Source organism: Pedobacter sp. GSP4, from assembly GCF_051857575.1.
In the GTDB taxonomy this organism is placed as follows: Bacteria; Bacteroidota; Bacteroidia; order Sphingobacteriales; family Sphingobacteriaceae; genus Pedobacter.
Genome location: NZ_JBPZIR010000007.1, coordinates 23180 through 40671 on the forward strand (window position 1 = coordinate 23180; position 17492 = coordinate 40671).

The following is a 17492-nucleotide window of genomic DNA, read 5'->3' on the forward strand; positions in this document are numbered from 1 at the left end:
TCTCTATAATAATCCCTTCTCTTTTAGGGGAAAGGTGCCGATAGGCGGATTGGGGTTAAAGTGGAGGTCAGCTCTATAAAATACCAAAGCCACAGATTTTGCAGTCTGTGGCTTTGGGTTTGTTTTTCCGTTTGTTAGATGCTGAAACAAGTTCAGCATGACGTAAAAAGGTAATTATGGTTTCTTGCCAATATTTACACGGATGTTTACTTCAAAATCGCCGTCGGTATAACCACTGATGGCCGAAGTTGCGGTGTTGTAATAGGCCATGAAATACAGGGTCGATTTATAGTTCATGCCGAAGCCGAAGGTGGCATTCTGGGTATTGTGGTACATCGCCATTAGGTATAATTTATCGTTGGCAAAATTGGCATTTACACCGGCATCCCATAGGTTATCGTAGTTTTTAATGCCCCTAAAAACGCCTTTTGGCTCCAGGCTGATCCCGTTGATGCCGGATCCTAAAGCGAATTTATAACTCACAGCCGAATAAAACGTGGGCTTATCGGCAAAGTTTAGGTCGTCTTTCCTGAAAACGGAACGCATGTTCGGGATGGCCCCTTCAACGGTTAAGCCTTTTGAGGTGTATGATAGACCAAAATCTCCATCCAGGTAATAACCCCTGTCGTTAAAGCGGGCAATAGAGGGGTCGTTGATGTCGCTGTTCCTTACGCTGCCTAGATCGAGCTTATCCTGGCTTGCGCCAAAAGAGATCCCGAAGTTTAATTTTTGATCTTCGCTGTTCAGCGGCAGGTGGTAGGCAAAGGTACCAACAGCTTTGGTGCGCTGTATACCGCCCGATTTTTCGTTGTAGATATTTACACCCCAGCCTACTTTGTTTACCTGCTGATCGAGCGTTACGCTCTGGGTAATTGGCGCGCCCGGAATGTTGGACCATTGCTTGCGGAAACTTCCGTTGATGTTAAAACCCTGATCGATACCGGCCATGGAAGGGTTAACCAGGTAACGGTTCTGGAAGTACTGCGCGTTAAGCGGAAGGATCTGCGCCTTTGCGGACCTGAAAAATAAGGTGCCTATTGCAAATAGAAACGTTACGCGACCCATTTGCTTTATGTTTTTTGTAATTGCTTTCATGTCTGTAATTAGTCTCTAATAATGTTGATAAAACCTTTAAATGTGCCAATGCCATTTCCTAAATCGATGATGTAGTAATAGGTTCCTTCGCTGAGCGGACTTCCGTTGATGGTACCGTCCCAATCGTTGGCATAGGTTTGTTTGGTATAGAGCACGCGCCCGGCCTTATCGAATATTTTTAAGGTGTTGTTGGGATAATAATCGATGTTCTTAATGATGAATTTATCATTGTAACCATCACCGTTAGGGGTAACCACGGTACTGGCCTCCAACTTATAATCTTCGGCTACGGTAACAGCAATGGTTTGATCGCTGGTACAACCGTTGGCATTGGTAACGGTTACTTTATAGTTGCCGCTCTGTTTTGGCCTGATGGTTACTGCAGCTGCATTTTGCCCATTGATGATTTCGGCACCCGACCAGCTGTACTGCGTACCGCCGGTAGCGGTTAGGATAATGGCATCGCCTTTTGAAATTGAAAGGCCTTTATTGCTGCTGATGGAAATTACGGGTAAGGCATTTACGGTTACCGTAGCTGTACCACTCTGCAACTGATTGGCATAAGCATCGGCTACACTTACCAAAGTATAGGTGAAGGTACCGGTAGCGCCTGTAGGTGCGCTGATGGTTGCCGTAGTGGAGTTGGTGGTCAGCGTACGGTTGCTGCCTCCGTTTAGGGTATAGGTAAAGGTATATGGCGCTGTTCCGACCGAACCGGTGAAAGTAATGGTTGGCTGCGCCGCCAAATTACATACTGATGTAGTGCCAGAAATGGTTGCCACTGGCAGTGGACGGATCAGCACGGTTGCCGAACCAGTCTGGGCCTGGCTGCAGTTTACATCCGCTACGCTTACGAGGTTGTAAACAAAAGTACCCACTGTTGTGGTCGGTACTGCAACGGTGGCCGTGTTCCCTGTAGCGGTAACGGTTCGGTTGGTGCCACCATTAATGTTGTAGGTGAAGGTATAAGGCGCAGTTCCGTTGGCACCGGTAAAGGTGATGTTTGGTGCAGCAGCCAGGTTTGGAACGGCTGTTGAACCTGAAATGCTTGCCGTAGCCAATGTTCTAACGGTTATGGTAGCGGTACCGGTTTGTGGCTGACCGCAGTTTGCATCTTTCACATTTACCAGGTTGTAGGCAAAGGTACCCGCTACGTTAGCCGGAGCGCTTACCGTTACCGATGCGCTTGCTGCGGTTGTGCTTAGGGTTTGGTTGGCACCGCCGTTAATGTTATAGGTAAAGGTATAAGGCGCGGTACCATTTGCACCGGTAAAGGTAATGGTTTGGGCTGCGCCGTTTAAGCATACTGCCGATGTACCTGTAATGGTTGCGGTAGCAGTTGCGGTAACGGTTAATTTGAAGGTTTTGGTGATTTTGTTTACTCCGCCAAAATCTGTCCCGCCGTTATCGGTTACGGTAAGGCTGATGTTGGCCACACCGCTTACATTGTTTTTTAAGTGGTAGGTAATGGTTCCTTTATCGGCTCCGTTTGCGGCAACGGTTAACACATCGAACAGCGCCGCATTATCAGCGCTAATGGAAAGAGTTGTGGTTTGCGCAGTTTCGGGGCCGGCAGAAATTCCGGTAAGGGCAATAGACTGGTTTGCTGATGTATAACAAACAGCCTGATCTGCAACTGCATCAACTGTTGGTGCACCATTTCCGAACAGGTACCTGGTTTTGATCGGATAGTGATCTGTTGTGGTTGAACTGTAATTGGTTACCAGGTTTTTAACGGCATCCAGAACCTCGGCCGAAGCAGGGATATAGTTGAGGTTAAGGCTTTTGGTAATGATCACATTATCGATTACGGTGTTAAAACCTGCGGTTGACTGTTTCCCGGCCAGACTTAAAGGAAGGGTAACGGGGAAATACTTTTCTGTATCCTGTGTGAAATCGGAGTAGGATGTTCCGGTGCCTGCAGGCATTGGAGCGATGGTTTTATCGGCATCGAGCACATCGTTAAAATCGCCCAGGATTATCACTTTCTTTCCTGCCAGGTTATTGTCGAGCCAGGTTTTGAGCTGTTTGTTGCCCTGTTTCCTACGGTTGTAAGAGTCGATCTGATCGGCTGTGGTACCAGTGTTGGCCTTGGCGTGGATTTCGACAAAATAAACGGTATCGAGCTTGTTGTTAATTTTTACCTGCGCCTGCATCATGTAAGGGAAACGGCCTGATGACCAGTTTTTGTAAGCCGTTCCATCTGCACTTGTGGCAGGAACAGCCGGATTATAGGTATCCCGTAAAATCCCCAGGGTAGAAATCGGCTTGATTAGATCGGTACGGTACATAAAAGCCAGTTTCTGAGCCAGCGGATAGTCGGCATCGGCTTTGTCATCGGCGTAAGAACCGAATTCGCTGAACACTACATTGTATCCGGCAGGTAAAACGGTATTTCTGAAAAGGGTGGTATCTACAACTTCTGCAAAGCCATAAATATCGGCATTGATGTTGTTTACCACTGTTTTAACATTGGCTGCCTGTAATACATCGTTTGATGGATCTTGTGCAGGGCTACCAAACCATTCGATGTTCCAGTTTACTACTTCGAGGGTATTGGCAATATCGAACGTGTTACCGGTAAGGGCTACGGTTTTGTTGGCCGAGCCTGAAGTAGAAATGCTTACGTTGCCGGCATAACTGGTGTTAACCGCCGTTGGCGAAAATTTAGCGTAAACGGTTGGCGAGGTATTGTTGATATCGGCTTTGGCATAGGTTAAAGAACTGCTGAAGGTGCCGGTGCTTGTTTTTGAAAGTGTAAAATTAGCAGGAGCGGTAAGGGTTACGTCGCCTGTTAAGTTACCTGCCGAGAAGCCAAATGTACTTGCTGCGGATGTGGTATTGGCAGCCTGGAAACCAAAGCTGATGCTTGATGGTGAGGTGGTGATATCGACTGCTGGTGGCGTGTTCGAATTGGTTACCGCAAAATCATCAACCGTCCAACGGCTGGCCGATGAGGTGGTAGAATTATACACGATGGCTACATAAACGGGTGTTGCTTTGTATGCGGATAAATCTATATTATCGGATTTAGTCCATTTATCGGTACCCGTTTCAGGGAACTTGCCGTCTAAGCTGGTCCATGTGGCCAATGCAGGATTGCCCGAACCGCTATAATTGGTCGAGATTTTTAACTGCAACTTATCTCCGGCAAAGGCAGACCTTGTCCAGAATGATAAAATGGCATAGTTAAATGAAGAGATATTCAACGCCGGCGAAATTAACCAGTCTTCGTTGAGGATATTGCCGCTCGAATAACCGTTGATCTGAAGGGCGTTGCCCGCACTGCCTGCGCCTGTTGCATCGTTTGCATCGTGGCCAAAGGTAGTGGTACATCCCCAGGTCTGCGGGCCTGTTACGCTGTACTGGTAAAATCCATCGGATAGGGCTGCACTGCCCACTGTGGTACAGTTTTCAAAATTGAAAGCCGTTTGGTTGGGATCGACTGCAGGGCCGGTTAATGCAAGTGAAACCGAAGTTGCACCTGCACTTGCATGCAGCACAGCACCTGTTGAATTGCCTACCACTGTAGGACTGAATTTTACATACACGGTTTGGTTGCTGGCCAGTTCGGCTGTGGTGTAGCTTATTGCAGTAGAAAAAGTAACATTATCTTTTGAAATGCTATAAGGCGCTGCGGTGCTCAGGGTAGTGGTGTTGGTCAGGTTTCCACCGGTTAATACATAGCTTTTTGAAGCAGATGCGGTATTCACGGCCTGGTTACTGAAAGCCAGTGTTTTTGGTGCGGTACTTAGGTATGGGCCGGTTGTAGAGGCTGGCTCGGTTACCGAAGTGTTCTGCGGATTGGGTACCCTGGTAATAAAATCTGCGGCATTGTCATCGCTATCGTAGCCGTTGCCTGCAAACTCTTCAGTACCGCCAATGCCCATTGTTGTGGCATCGGAAGTGGCACTCGCTTTTCTTTCAATAGATGAGGTATTGGTGGTGGCCGGTGCTGGTGCAGTGCCTTCGAAACCATTGGCGGTACCAAAGCCTACTTTATCGATAATGTTGGCGCTTACGGGATTGGCTCCGGTTTGCAGTACGGTAGAATTGCTCAACAGTACTTTGCCAGTGGTGCCCGATAAATTCAGGGTACCGATCTTATCCGGGGTTGGCAGATCTACCGTGCCTCCGGTACCTGCAGCCTGTTGGATGAGGTAAAAACCTTTGGGTGCAATGGAACCTGATAAATTGGTTGCGGCCCAGCTTCCTGTACCTGTGGCACTGGCATACTGTACGCTCCATCCGGTTAAGTCAACCGCCGTTAAGGTAGGGTTGTAAAGTTCGATGAAATCATTTTTATAGGTAGCGCCACTGTTGCCGCCACCGCCATAAACTTCAGAAATAACCACATGGTTAGCGCCTACTGGTTCTTTTACCACCGTGTTCTGCGGGTTTGGTGCGGTAACCACAAAATCGGTACTGTTGTTATCGGTATCGTAACCGTTACCGTTAAATTCTTCGGCACCGCCAACAGCCAGCGTAGCTGCGGTTGAAGTGGCACTGGCTTTACGCTCGATGGAAGTAGTGTTGGAGATTAGCGGGGTAGGCGCAGTTTCGAAACCTGTAGCGGTTGGACCGAATCCTACCTTATCTACCACAACTGCCGTTGATGGGTTAGCACCTGTTAGCAGTACGTTTGAACTGCTCAAGATTACTTTTCCGGTTGTGCCTGAAAGGGCTAACGTCCCGGTAGCATCGGGAGTGGGCAGGTTAACGGTTCCGCCAGCGCCAATAGCCTCCTGAACGAGGTAGAAGCTTTTGGCCGGTATGCTGCCTGTTAAATCGGTTTTGGCCCAGGTTCCTGTTCCGGTGGCGTTTAGGTACTGTACGCTCCAGCCGGTCAGGTCGACAGGGGTATTGCCCGGGTTATAAAGTTCGATAAAGTCATTTTTATAAGTTGCCCCGCTGTTACCGCCACCTCCATAAATTTCGGAGATGACAATGTGGGTTGGCGGCGGTGGAGGCGTGGTGCCAACACCTGTTAAGGCAATGCTCTGTGTGGTTGCGCCTGTACTCGAAATGGTGATGCTGCCCGATGCTGCTGTAGCGGTTGTTGGGCTAAAGCGTGCCGAAACCGTTTTACTGCTGGCCAGCTCTGCGGCGGTATACACCAGGGAAGTGCTGTAGGTAAGGTTATCTTTCGAAATGTAAAATGGTGCCGCAGTAGTGATATTCACTACATCGGTTAATCCTGTAGCACTCAGGTTAAAAGTTTGTGCGGTGGTATTGGTACCTGTATTCTGAGAGCCGAAATCGAAACTGGTCTGATCTACAGTAAGGGAAGTAGCCTGTCCCACACCTGTTAAGGATATGGTTGGTGGACTAGTGGCACCGCCGCCTGCTGTAGTAATGCTGCCCGCCAATGTGCCTGCAGCTGTGGGAGTGAAGCGTACGTAAACGGTATTGCTGCCCGTAGCCAGTTCGGCATTGGTGTAGGTAAGCGAATTGCTAAAACCTGCGCCACTTGTTTTTGACAGGGCATATGGGGCAGCGGTAGTTAGGGTAACATTGCTGCCGTTGAGATTGGAAGAGCTTAGTACATAGGTTTGCTCTGCCGAGGTTGTATTGGTGAGCTGTGTGCCGAAATCCAATGTGGTTTTGCTGTTTGATAAGGCTGGTATAAGTGCCGTAGTAGCGGTAATGCTCAGGTCATCTATCGAAACTTTTGGCCTAGAGCCTGTGGTGCCCCCGGTGCCATTGTGGTAATAAAACCTGATGGTTGCACTGGCTGCATTATTCAGTGCTGCTGGCAGGATAATATTGATGTTGCCAGAGCTGGTTACGTTATTGGTGAAATTGAGTACCTGGGCAGCGGTGAGTTCGGTAAAGGTTGCACCATCGGTAGAGGTGTATACCCTTAGCGAGCCGTTGCGGTTACCGGTTGAGTTGGCAACCTGCTCCCATTTAAAACTGAGGCTGCCTGCATTTACACCGGTAAAGTTGACCAGAAAATCGATGGCTGCAGATGAGCTATTATCGGTTGCTCCAGTGCTTAACAGCAGGATATTCTGTGTTCCTTTTTGAACGCCACCACTTGTTCCGCTCGCAAATGTAGCGGTTGAAGTGCTGATCCTTATACCGTCGGGTATGGTGCCCGAAGCATTAACAGGTACTGCTTTAAAAGCTGCAGCCCCAGCGCCGCTGGCGAAACCATTGGTCCAATTGGCAATATCTGAAAAATTTTCGGTGTAAGTGTTGCCTGGCTGGCTGGCCATTGGCACAGGCGTTTGTGCGCGGACTATTTGGCAAGCTAGCAAAAATGTAACGAGTAAAAGTCTTTTCATATAATATTGTTAGTTTACAGCAAATGTATATGCAAAAGCCTTATTATCAGATTAATTTAATGTTAATTCGGCCGATTGTGGAAAAATAAATATAACGCGGAATAATTTTTTGGCTGTATGGGCGTTGGGTTGGTTTTTTGTAGGGTTTTGTAAGGGTAGTGAATGAGCCCGTCATTCCCGCGTAGGTGGGAACCTTAAAGCGTTGGTTATGCTTTGCCCAGCGCTCTTAGCTTGTTTCGGCTACCGATGAAAAATCGGTACAGGTCCACCGCCGCCGAAGGGCTCTTACTTTTTTCAGGTGTGTTTATGTTTTTAAAGGTCTTCAAGCTTGCTTCGCAGGTTGGCTTGGCCCAAAAGTAACAAAAACCCAAGGCTTGCATCGTTTCTTGTAAAAACCTACGGAAATCTTTATAGCGGCAGTTTCTAGGCGCTTTCTTTCGCACATTCCTGCGCACGCACTTGATCCTGCCTTGAACAGTGGGGAAATGAAAGGAAGGGTAAAGATTTCCGTGCTTTTTCCGGCGAAAATCTGCTAGGCCGGTAGCAGGGTGCAGATAGCAAGGCGCTGAAAGAGTGTACGCGTTATTTTATCGCTGTCGTCATGCTGAATTTATTTCAGCATCTCTTAATTATTTTTTCCGCTCACCGCCGCGGGGGCTCTTTCTTTTCTCTTGATAGAAAAGAAACAAAAGATCAAGGCTTGCATCTTTTCTTGTAAAAACCTACGGAAATCTTTATAGCGGCAGTTTCTAGGCGCTTCCTTTCGCTCATTCCTGCGCACGCACTTGATCCTGCCTTGAACAGTGGGGGAATGAAAGGAAGGGTAAAGATTTCCGTGCTTTTTCCGGCGAAAATCTGCTAGGCCGGTAGCAGGGTGCAGATAGCATGGAGCCGATAGCAGGATGCAAATAGTACAATGCCAATTGTAAAGTGAAAAGGCTTTCTTTCCATCGTTTGTCATCCTGAGCGCAGCGAAGGATCTATTTAAAGAGATTAATTGAACCATTCCATCACACCACCCCGTCATTCCCGCGTAGGTGGGAACCTTCAAGCGTTGGTTATGCTTTGCCCAACGCTCAGGCTTGCCTCGGCTACCGATGAAAAATCGGTACGGGTCCACCGCCGCCGAAGGGACTCTTACTTTTCTCTTGATAGAAAAGAAACAAACTTGAGCGCAGCGAAAGCATGCCTACCTATAAAACAACTACAGAGAAGGCATAACTAAAAGGCTTGGATCCGTTTTTTATGTGATTATGTTATTTTTAGAGGTATAAAAGATTGCTGCGCAATTCTTGTAAAAACCTACGAAAACCTTAATTGCGGCAGTTCCTAGGCGCTCCCTCTGCTCGTTTCCTTCCGCATGCGCTTGATCCTGCCTTGGACAGTGGGGGATGAAAGGGAGGGTAAAGATTTCCGTGCTTTTTCCGGCGAAAATCTGCTAGGCCGGTAGCAGGGTGCAGATAGCAAGGCGCTGAAAGAGTGTACGCGTTATTTTATCGCTGTCGTCATGCTGAATTTATTTCAGCATCTCTTAATTATTTTTTCCGCTCACCGCCGCGGGGGCTCTTTCTTTTCTCTTGATAGAAAAGAAAGAAACTTGAGCGCAGCGAAAGCATGCCTACCTATAAAACAACTACAGAGAAGGCATAACTAAAAGGCTTGGATCTGTTTTTTACGTGATTATGTTATTTGTAGAGGTATAAAAGATTGCTGCGCAATTCTTGTAAAAACCTACGGAAATCTTTATAGCGGCAGTTTCTAGGCGCTTTCTTTCGCACATTCCTGCGCACGCACTTGATCCTGCCTTGGACAGTGGGGGATGAAAGGGAGGGTAAAGATTTCCGTGCTTTTTCTGGCGAAAATCTGCTAGGCCGGTAGCAGGGTGCAGATAGCAAGGCGCTGAAAGAGTGTACGCGTTATTTTATCGCTGTCGTCATGCTGAATTTATTTCAGCATCTCTTAATTATTTTTTCCGCTCACCGCCGCGGGGGCTCTTTCTTTTCTCTTGATAGAAAAGAAACAAAAGATCAAGGCTTGCATCTTTTCTTGTAAAAACCTACGGAAATCTTTATAGCGGCAGTTTCTAGGCGCTTCCTTTCGCGCATTCCTGCGCACGCGCTTGATCCTGCCTTGGACAGTGGGGGATGAAAGGGAGGGTAAAGATTTCCGTGCTTTTTCCGGCGAAAATCTCCTATGCCGGATAGCAGGGAGCAGACAAACCCAATCCGTCATGCTGAATTTATTTCAGCATCTCTCCATTGCACACCCGGAGGGGCTCTTACTTTTTTCTTGATAAAAAGGTAACCAAACCTGAGCGCAGCGAAAGCATGCTTGCCTATAAAAACAGTAACTCAAAAGGCATAAATCAAGGCCTGGAGCGGGGCGGGCTGTCTTTTCCTCTTCGCAATGACGATTAGTGAAATGCAGTGGACAAAACTAAGCGCATTGGCATTGTGAACAACTACGAGGAGAGATTTCTTTCTTCAGGAGGCGCTGGAGAGGGGCTTACAAAAACTCGGTAATATCTCCTTTTCCTTCACGGATAATCTCAAACTCACCGGTGGTACAATCTACAACCGTAGAGGCTTCATTATCGCCGTAACCACCATCAATTACCAGATCAACCAGGTCTTGGTATTTCTCGTGTATCAATTCGGGATCGGTAGAATATTCAATTACATCATCATCGTCTTTTATGGAAGTAGAGAGGATGGGGTTACCCAGCTCTTTTACAATACAGCGGGCAATGTTGTTATCGGGCACACGTATACCAACGGTTTTTTTGTTGGAGCTAAGTAGCTTGGGTACGTTGTTGTTGGCGTTAAAAATAAAGGTGAAAGGTCCTGGAAGGGCCTTTTTTAATACCCTAAAAGTCGTATTGTCAATCGGTTTAATATAATCGGATATGTGTTTTAAATCGTGACAGATGAACGAGAAATTAGCTTTTTCTGGTTTGATTCCACGGATACGGCATATTTTTTCGATCGCCTTTGGATTGGTAATATCGCAGCCCAAACCGTAAATGGTATCTGTTGGGTAGATGATTAGTCCACCTTTTTTTAGCACTTCTACCACCTGCTCAATGGCTTTTTCGTTGGGGTTTTCTGGATATATCTTAATAAGCATAGCGTAAAAATAACAATTTAATGGTGTCAGTTGTTTAATAATCCTAATCTTTGTAAGAACAAAACATCCGCTAATCTAATTTTATGAGAAAAGCTTTCGTCGCAATTGCCGCATTTTTAATTGCCCTAACCATTATGCTGGGCCTTTATCATCCGTTTTTATGGTGGACATTCATTTTTACAGGTCCATTTGTTATTCTCGGTATTTACGATTTATACCAACCCAAGCATAGTATTGTGCGAAACTACCCTGTATTTGGTAGGTTGAGGTATTTTATGGAAGAGTTGAGGCCAAAGGTTTACCAGTATTTTGTAGAGAGCGATACCAATGGTACGCCATATAACCGTTTAAACCGCTCCTTGATTTATCAGCGCGCCAAAACCGATAATGATACTATTCCTTTTGGTACGCAGTTGAATGTTTACGAAAATGGTTACGAGTGGTTAAGCCACAGTATTGCGGCCATTTCGCATCACGAACTGAATTTAGATCCAAGGGTTTTGGTTGGCGGACCGGATTGTAAAAAGCCTTATTCGGCCAGTATTTATAATATTTCGGCCATGAGTTTTGGTTCGCTGAGTCAAAATGCCATTTTGGCCTTAAATGGTGGCGCTAAGCTGGGCAATTTTGCGCATAATACGGGAGAGGGTGGGATAAGTGATTACCACCGTCAGCCTGGTGGCGATTTAATCTGGCAGATTGGTACCGGTTATTTTGGTTGCCGCAATGCAGATGGAACGTTTAATTATGATGCGTATGCGGAACGTGCAAAAACGGATCAGGTAAAAATGATCGAAATTAAACTTTCGCAAGGGGCTAAACCGGGGCATGGGGGGATGTTGCCCGCTAAAAAGGTAACTCCCGAAGTCGCCAGGATCCGTTTGGTGCCTGAGGGTAAGGATGTATTGTCGCCGCCGGCACATTCTGCTTTTAACACGCCTATCGGACTATTGGAGTTTGTGAAAAAACTGCGCGATTTATCTGATGGTAAACCGGTTGGTTTTAAGTTATGTATTGGCCGTAAAAGCGAATTTTATGCCATTTGTAAGGCAATGATCGAAACTAAAATCTACCCTGATTTTATTACGGTAGATGGCGGTGAAGGCGGAACTGGTGCTGCACCTCAAGAGTTTTCGAATTCGGTAGGTATGCCGTTGCGCGAGGGGGTGGCTTTTGTTTATGATGTGCTTAATGGCTTTGATTTAAAGAAACACATTAAAATTATTGCTTCGGGCAAAGTGGCCACAGGTTTCGATCTGGTTAAAAATATTGCCCTTGGCGCGGATATGTGTAATGCTGCCCGCGGTATGATGTTCGCCCTTGGCTGTATTCAGGCCTTAGAGTGCAATAGCAATACCTGTCCAACGGGTGTGGCCACACAAGATCCGAGTTTAATGAAAGGACTCGTAGTGGAGGATAAAAAGGTTCGGGTTAAAAATTTCCATAACCTAACGGTAGCCAGTGCTGTAGAGTTATTGGGCGCAGCAGGTTTAAGGGAAACGCATCAGTTAAGCCGCGCTTACATTAACAGAAGGGTTAGTCCTAGTGTAATGCAGAGCTATTTGGAAAGTTTTCCATATATCCCTGCTGGTAGTTTGCTCCAAACGCCGTATCCAACGCGTTATGAGCTAGGCATGGCTTTAAGTACTTCGCAAAGTTTTGCACCAACCGATTACAAAGTTTCGGCAGTAGATTATGCACATGCAAATCCTTATGGCGATACGATGCATGATGATGGAAGGTAATGTGTTGAGCACCAAACGTTCCTACGGAACGAAAAAACGCCAATTTTGCAATTGGCTACCCAGCAATCGTCCCGCTGGGACGGCATGTGAACATAAAAAAAAGGAGTCAAGTTTTTAAAACTTGACTCCTTTGGTTTAACGGTTTGTTTTTTCCTTAAACCTTAAACCTTAAACCTTAAACCTTAAACCATACACCAAACAACAGATGCCTTCCTTAAAACTCTGCGTTTTTCGGGAATCTTGGGAAAGCAATTACATCGCGGATGTTGGTCATTCCGGTAACGAACAGTACCAAGCGCTCGAAACCTAAGCCAAATCCAGCGTGTGGGGCTGAACCGAAACGGCGGGTATCTAAGTACCACCAAAGTTCATCTTGCGGAATGTTTAAATCTTCCATACGTTTGGTTAAGCGGTCTAAACGTTCTTCACGCTGCGAACCACCGATCATTTCTCCAATGCCTGGGAATAAAATATCCATGGCAGCAACAGTTTGTCTGCCTTCGGCGTCTGGTTCGTTCTGGCGCATATAGAATGATTTAATATCAGCAGGATAATCGGTTAAGATTACCGGTTTTTTAAAGTGTTTTTCTACCAGGTAGCGTTCGTGTTCGCTCTGTAAGTCGGCTCCCCATTCATCAATCAGGTATTTAAACTGTTTCTTCTGGTTCGGTTTAGAAGATTTTAAAATCCTGATGGCTTCTGTATAGGTTAAGCGCTCAAAATCGTTGGCCAAGCAGAAATCCAGTTTTTCTAACAAGGTAAACTCGCTTCGTTCGTTTTGCGGTTTTTGTTTGTCTTCTTCAGCCAAACGGGTATTTAAAAATTCTAATTCATCCTTGCAGTTATCTAAAGCATATTTAATTACATACTTCATCATATCTTCTGCAAGCTGCATGTTATCTTCTAAATCAGCGAAAGCTACTTCGGGTTCAATCATCCAAAACTCAGCCAGGTGGCGTGTCGTATTCGAGTTTTCAGCTCTAAAAGTAGGGCCAAACGTGTAAATCTGTCCGAAAGCCATTGCTGCCAATTCGCCTTCCAATTGTCCTGATACGGTTAGGTTGGTTGCACGGGCAAAGAAATCCTGTGAAAAATCTACTTTACCGTCTTCAGTACGTGGGGTGTTATCGAAATCTAACGTAGTAACCTTAAACATTTCGCCGGCACCTTCTGCATCACTTGCGGTAATAACAGGGGTATGCATGTACACAAAACCACGCTCGTTGTAAAATTGGTGAATGGCAAAAGCCAATGCATGGCGAACCTTAAAAACAGCGTTAAAGGTATTGGTACGGAAACGCAGGTGTGCAATTTCGCGTAAAAACTCTAAGCTGTGTTTTTTTGGCTGTAAAGGGAATTTTTCGGGATCGCTATCACCCAAAATTTCTACCGTTGTGGCTTTAATCTCAACCGATTGACCTTTACCTAGCGATTCGATCAATTTACCGGTTGCAGAAATTGCTGCGCCTGTAGTGATTCTTTTCAACAGCTCATCGGGTAAATTATTAAAATCGATCACAACTTGGATATTGCTCATGCAAGACCCATCATTTAAGGCGATAAACTGATTATTACGGAAAGTTCTAACCCATCCCATAACCGTTACTTCTGTGTCAAATGCTGTCGACTTTAATAAATCTTTAATTTGCTGTCTCTTAATCATATTATTATTTGTAAAAGGCGCAAATTTAGAAAAAAAAACTTGCATCAGTTAACAGTTAAGCGTTTTCAGTTGACAGTTTTTTGCACGAGTTCAGTGCAGACGGTTATTGCAAACTGAAAACTGCCTACTACTGCTGTTGTTGCTGCTGCTGAATGGCTTCCATATACTGTTGATAGCTGTTTTTTGTCCGGGCACTGGTTATGGTGCCCGAAGGCTTGGTATAGTTTACTTCCTTTGGCTGAAAATAAGTTTCATTATCGTTAAAGTCTTCATCATTGTAACCTACAGAAACATTTACTTCCATAATGTGTTCAAAACCGCCTTTGTAAACGCCTTTTACGGGCGAGCAGTCGGTAAAGTTTCTTCCAACAGCCAAACGGACATGGTTTTCGTTTACAATACAATTGTTGGTGGGATCTAAACCCAGCCAGCCGTACTCGGGCAGGTAAGCTTCTGCCCAGGCGTGGGTTGCCCCTTCTCCGCGCATACCATCTCTGTTCGGACAAATATATCCACTTACGTACCTCGCTGGAATTCCTGTTAAGCGCAGCATGGCAGTAAGTACGTGTGCAAAATCCTGACAAACGCCTGCTCTAAGCTTCAAAATTTCGTTAATGGTGGTATCCACTGCAGTTACGCCTTTAATGTATTCGAAATTATTGAAAACATCTGCACAATATTTTATCGCGGTTTGGTAGGGCGTATCGTCAGTTTTTTTTATGTTCAAGGCTGTTTCTTTGAGCTGGGCAATTCCATCAAAGCTTTCCTGCCGTAAATAATCGATAAAGGGTACCTCATATTTAAGGGTATTTAGGCTGTTCCATTGCTCACTGCTAAACATATCATCCTGTGGGAGTGGTTTTGAGAAAGTTTCTACAGTTACTTTAGAGAAAATTTTTAATTGGGTATGGGGTTCGTTTTGGGTAAAGGTTCCGACTTCGTTGCCATAATAATCGATAAAGATTTCAATTTCTGGACTTCCGGAAATATTGAGGTCGTGTTTGACCACTTTTTGAAAATCGTCTTTAATCGGGAATAAAATGATCTGGTTCGCACTGTCCCGAACAGGCGATTCGTATTTATAATTGGTGATGTGTTTGATTTTGAAAATTGGCATATTGATTTTTGTTAATGTTTGTTACCACAGATAAAAGGATAATCGCAGATCTTATGAGTTGGCAAAATAATACTCGTTCAGCAGGTTCCCTATACCAAAAAGTTCTGACCTGATCTCGGTAAGGTAGTGGTGAAGCTGTTCTTCGTTCATGGTATTTACGGAGCTATAGGTAATCATGCTTTTTAACCGACCTATTTTAAATGATAAATTGTTGTAATGCTCGATGTTGCTTTCGCTTTTTAACCGGTTGAAATATCTTTCGATATTGTTCATGGCGTACAAGGCCGACCTCGGAAAGTCGTTGTTGAGCATCACCAGCTCGATGATATTTTTGGCATCGAAACCTTGTCGGTAGGTTTTTAGGTACAGTTCGTAGCCACCTAACGATAATAATAAGTGTTTCCAATACGCAATATCTGTTAACAGATCGGGGTTGCTGCTGATGGAACTGAATTTGATATCTAAAATGTCGATGGATTGTATGCTTCTTTCGAGGTGTTTGCCAATTTTCATGAAACTTCTGCTTTCGCCCCGCTCCATTACGCTATCTGCCGTGCCGTGGTATAACATTACCTGTTTAATCAATACATCGAGGGCAGTAACGGGATCATCTTTCTGAACATACCAGAGCAACTTTTCGTCTTTTACGGCATGGTAATATTCGTTTAGGCATTGCCACAGATCTTTGGGGATATGCTCCTGAACGCTTCTGGCATTCTCGCGGGCAAGTGTAACGATGTTTAAGATCGAATTGGGATTCTCGCGGTTGAGCAATAAATATTCAATCACTGCCCGGCTATCGTGCTGGATATTCAGCAATTCATTTTCATCATCTGACGAAAAAATCCGGATTACGGGCTTCCAGGTAAATTCCTGTATGGTATCTTGTGAGGAAGCATAATTTATTTTTAACATGCGCAGCATCCCATCACTGCGCTCAACATACCTGCTTAACCAATATAAGCTTGATGCAACTCTACTTAACATATTTGTATTTTAAGAAGTTAAAACCCATGTATCTTTACTGCCACCGCCCTGCGAACTGTTTACCACCAGTGAGCCTTCTTTCAAGGCTACCCTGGTTAGGCCGCCCGGAACAATTGAAATGCCATCGGGGCCGTTTAAGGCAAAAGGACGCAGATCGATACGGCGCGGGGCCAGTTTTCCATTGATAAAACAAGGGGCCGATGATAAACTAATGGTAGGCTGGGCAATAAAATTGCGCGGATCTTTCAGGATTTCCATTTTATATTCTTCGGTTTCCTGTTCGCTCGCGGCGTGTCCCATCAGCATGCCATAGCCACCGCTTCCATTGGTTTTTTTAATTACCATAGTGTTAATGTTGGCAAAAACATAATCGAGCTCGTCTTTATTGCTCAGTTGGTAAGTGGGTACGTTTTTAAGTATGGGCTCTTCGTTAAGGTAATACCTGATCATATCGGGCACATAGGTGTAAACAGCCTTATCATCGGCAACACCATTACCCACGGCATTAATAATGGCCACATTGCCTTTGCGGTAAGCGCCCATTAGTCCGGCCACACCTAAAACACTATTGGGGTTAAACACCAGTGGATCTAGATAGTCATCGTCTACCCGGCGGTAAATTACATCTACCTGTTGCAGTCCAGTGGTGGTTTTCATAAATACCTTTTGGTTTTTAACCACCAGATCTCTCCCTTCAACCAGTTCTACACCCATTAAACGGGCTAACGTAGTGTGCTCGTAATAGGCAGAGTTGTACATGCCTGGGCTGAGCAGTACAATTGTTGGGTTGGAAACGGCCCTGGGCGAAAGTGCCATCAAATTTTTATAGAGTATAGCGGGGTACTCGGTTACGCTTCTTACGGAACATTGCGGAATAAGATCTGGAAACAGCCTTTTGGTAATTTCCCTGTTCTCGAGCATGTAGCTGACGCCAGATGGCGTTCGGAGGTTATCTTCCAGTACATAAAAAGTACCGTCGTGATCTCTGATCAGATCTATCCCTGCAATATGGATGTATATATCGTGCAGAACATTTACATTATGCATCTCTCTCAAAAAATGCGGACAGGAATAAATCACATTTATGGGTACAATTTGATCTTTTAAAATAAATTGATTGCTGTAAACGTCTTTTAAGAAAAGATTTAATGCTTTTAGCCGTTGTTTTATTCCTTTTTCGATAAATGACCATTCTGAAGAGGTAATAATTCTGGGGATTATATCAAAAGGGAAGATTTTTTCGATTCCTTCGCCACTATCGTATACTGTAAAGGTAATTCCCTGGCTCATGAAGAGTTTTTTAGCCAGTTCTTCCTTTTTGTTCAGGTTTTCGAGCGATTCTTTTGAAAAATTATTAATGAAATTGGTGTAGTGATCACGGTATTGATCGCCATTTAGAAACATTTCATCGTAAGTTTTGGGATGATTAAAGTAATTTTTTATAAAATCTTCTATCATTTTGCTTAAAT

8 protein-coding genes are annotated in these 17492 nt (G+C 45.0%); 1 reads left to right on the forward strand and 7 read right to left on the reverse strand.

Features of this window, described 5'->3' with window-relative positions; translation table 11 throughout:
• Window positions 1-174 precede the first annotated feature (174 nt).
• The 3 genes from ACS5PU_RS17535 to ACS5PU_RS17545 all read right to left on the reverse strand — a co-directional run bounded on the left by ACS5PU_RS17535 (window position 175) and on the right by ACS5PU_RS17545 (window position 10511).
• A complete protein-coding gene (locus tag ACS5PU_RS17535) occupies window positions 175-1095 on the reverse strand; it encodes a PorP/SprF family type IX secretion system membrane protein (RefSeq protein ID WP_439460459.1) in 921 nt (306 codons plus the stop codon).
• An 8-nt stretch (window positions 1096-1103) separates the two neighbouring features.
• Entirely contained in the window at window positions 1104-7385 is a 6282-nt protein-coding gene (locus tag ACS5PU_RS17540) for a lamin tail domain-containing protein (RefSeq protein WP_439460460.1), read from the reverse strand.
• A 2505-nt stretch (window positions 7386-9890) separates the two neighbouring features.
• Window positions 9891-10511 carry an L-threonylcarbamoyladenylate synthase gene (locus tag ACS5PU_RS17545; RefSeq protein WP_439460461.1) on the reverse strand — a complete coding sequence of 207 codons (621 nt, stop codon included), beginning with the start codon at window positions 10509-10511 and terminating at the stop codon, window positions 9891-9893.
• Window positions 10512-10594: 83 nt separating this feature from the next.
• Between ACS5PU_RS17545 and ACS5PU_RS17550 the strand changes: the two genes are divergently transcribed.
• Window positions 10595-12256: an FMN-binding glutamate synthase family protein gene (locus ACS5PU_RS17550; protein ID WP_439460462.1), complete on the forward strand. Its 1662-nt coding sequence runs from the start codon at window positions 10595-10597 to the stop codon at window positions 12254-12256.
• Between the two features lie 214 nt (window positions 12257-12470).
• On the opposite strand, the gene asnS is transcribed toward ACS5PU_RS17550, so the two are convergent.
• From asnS to ACS5PU_RS17570, 4 genes are all read right to left on the reverse strand, one after another.
• Window positions 12471-13919 (reverse strand): asparagine--tRNA ligase, encoded by a 1449-nt coding sequence (asnS, locus tag ACS5PU_RS17555; RefSeq protein WP_439460463.1) that lies wholly within the window; start codon window positions 13917-13919, stop codon window positions 12471-12473.
• 127 nt (window positions 13920-14046) lie between these two features.
• Window positions 14047-15036 (reverse strand): transglutaminase family protein, encoded by a 990-nt coding sequence (locus ACS5PU_RS17560; protein WP_439460464.1) that lies wholly within the window; start codon window positions 15034-15036, stop codon window positions 14047-14049.
• A gap of 51 nt (window positions 15037-15087) precedes the next feature.
• On the reverse strand, window positions 15088-16023 hold the full coding sequence (locus ACS5PU_RS17565) for an alpha-E domain-containing protein (RefSeq protein ID WP_439460465.1): 936 nt from the start codon (window positions 16021-16023) through the stop codon (window positions 15088-15090).
• A 9-nt stretch (window positions 16024-16032) separates the two neighbouring features.
• A complete protein-coding gene (locus tag ACS5PU_RS17570) occupies window positions 16033-17481 on the reverse strand; it encodes a circularly permuted type 2 ATP-grasp protein (protein WP_439460466.1) in 1449 nt (482 codons plus the stop codon).
• Between the last annotated feature and the right edge of the window lie 11 nt (window positions 17482-17492).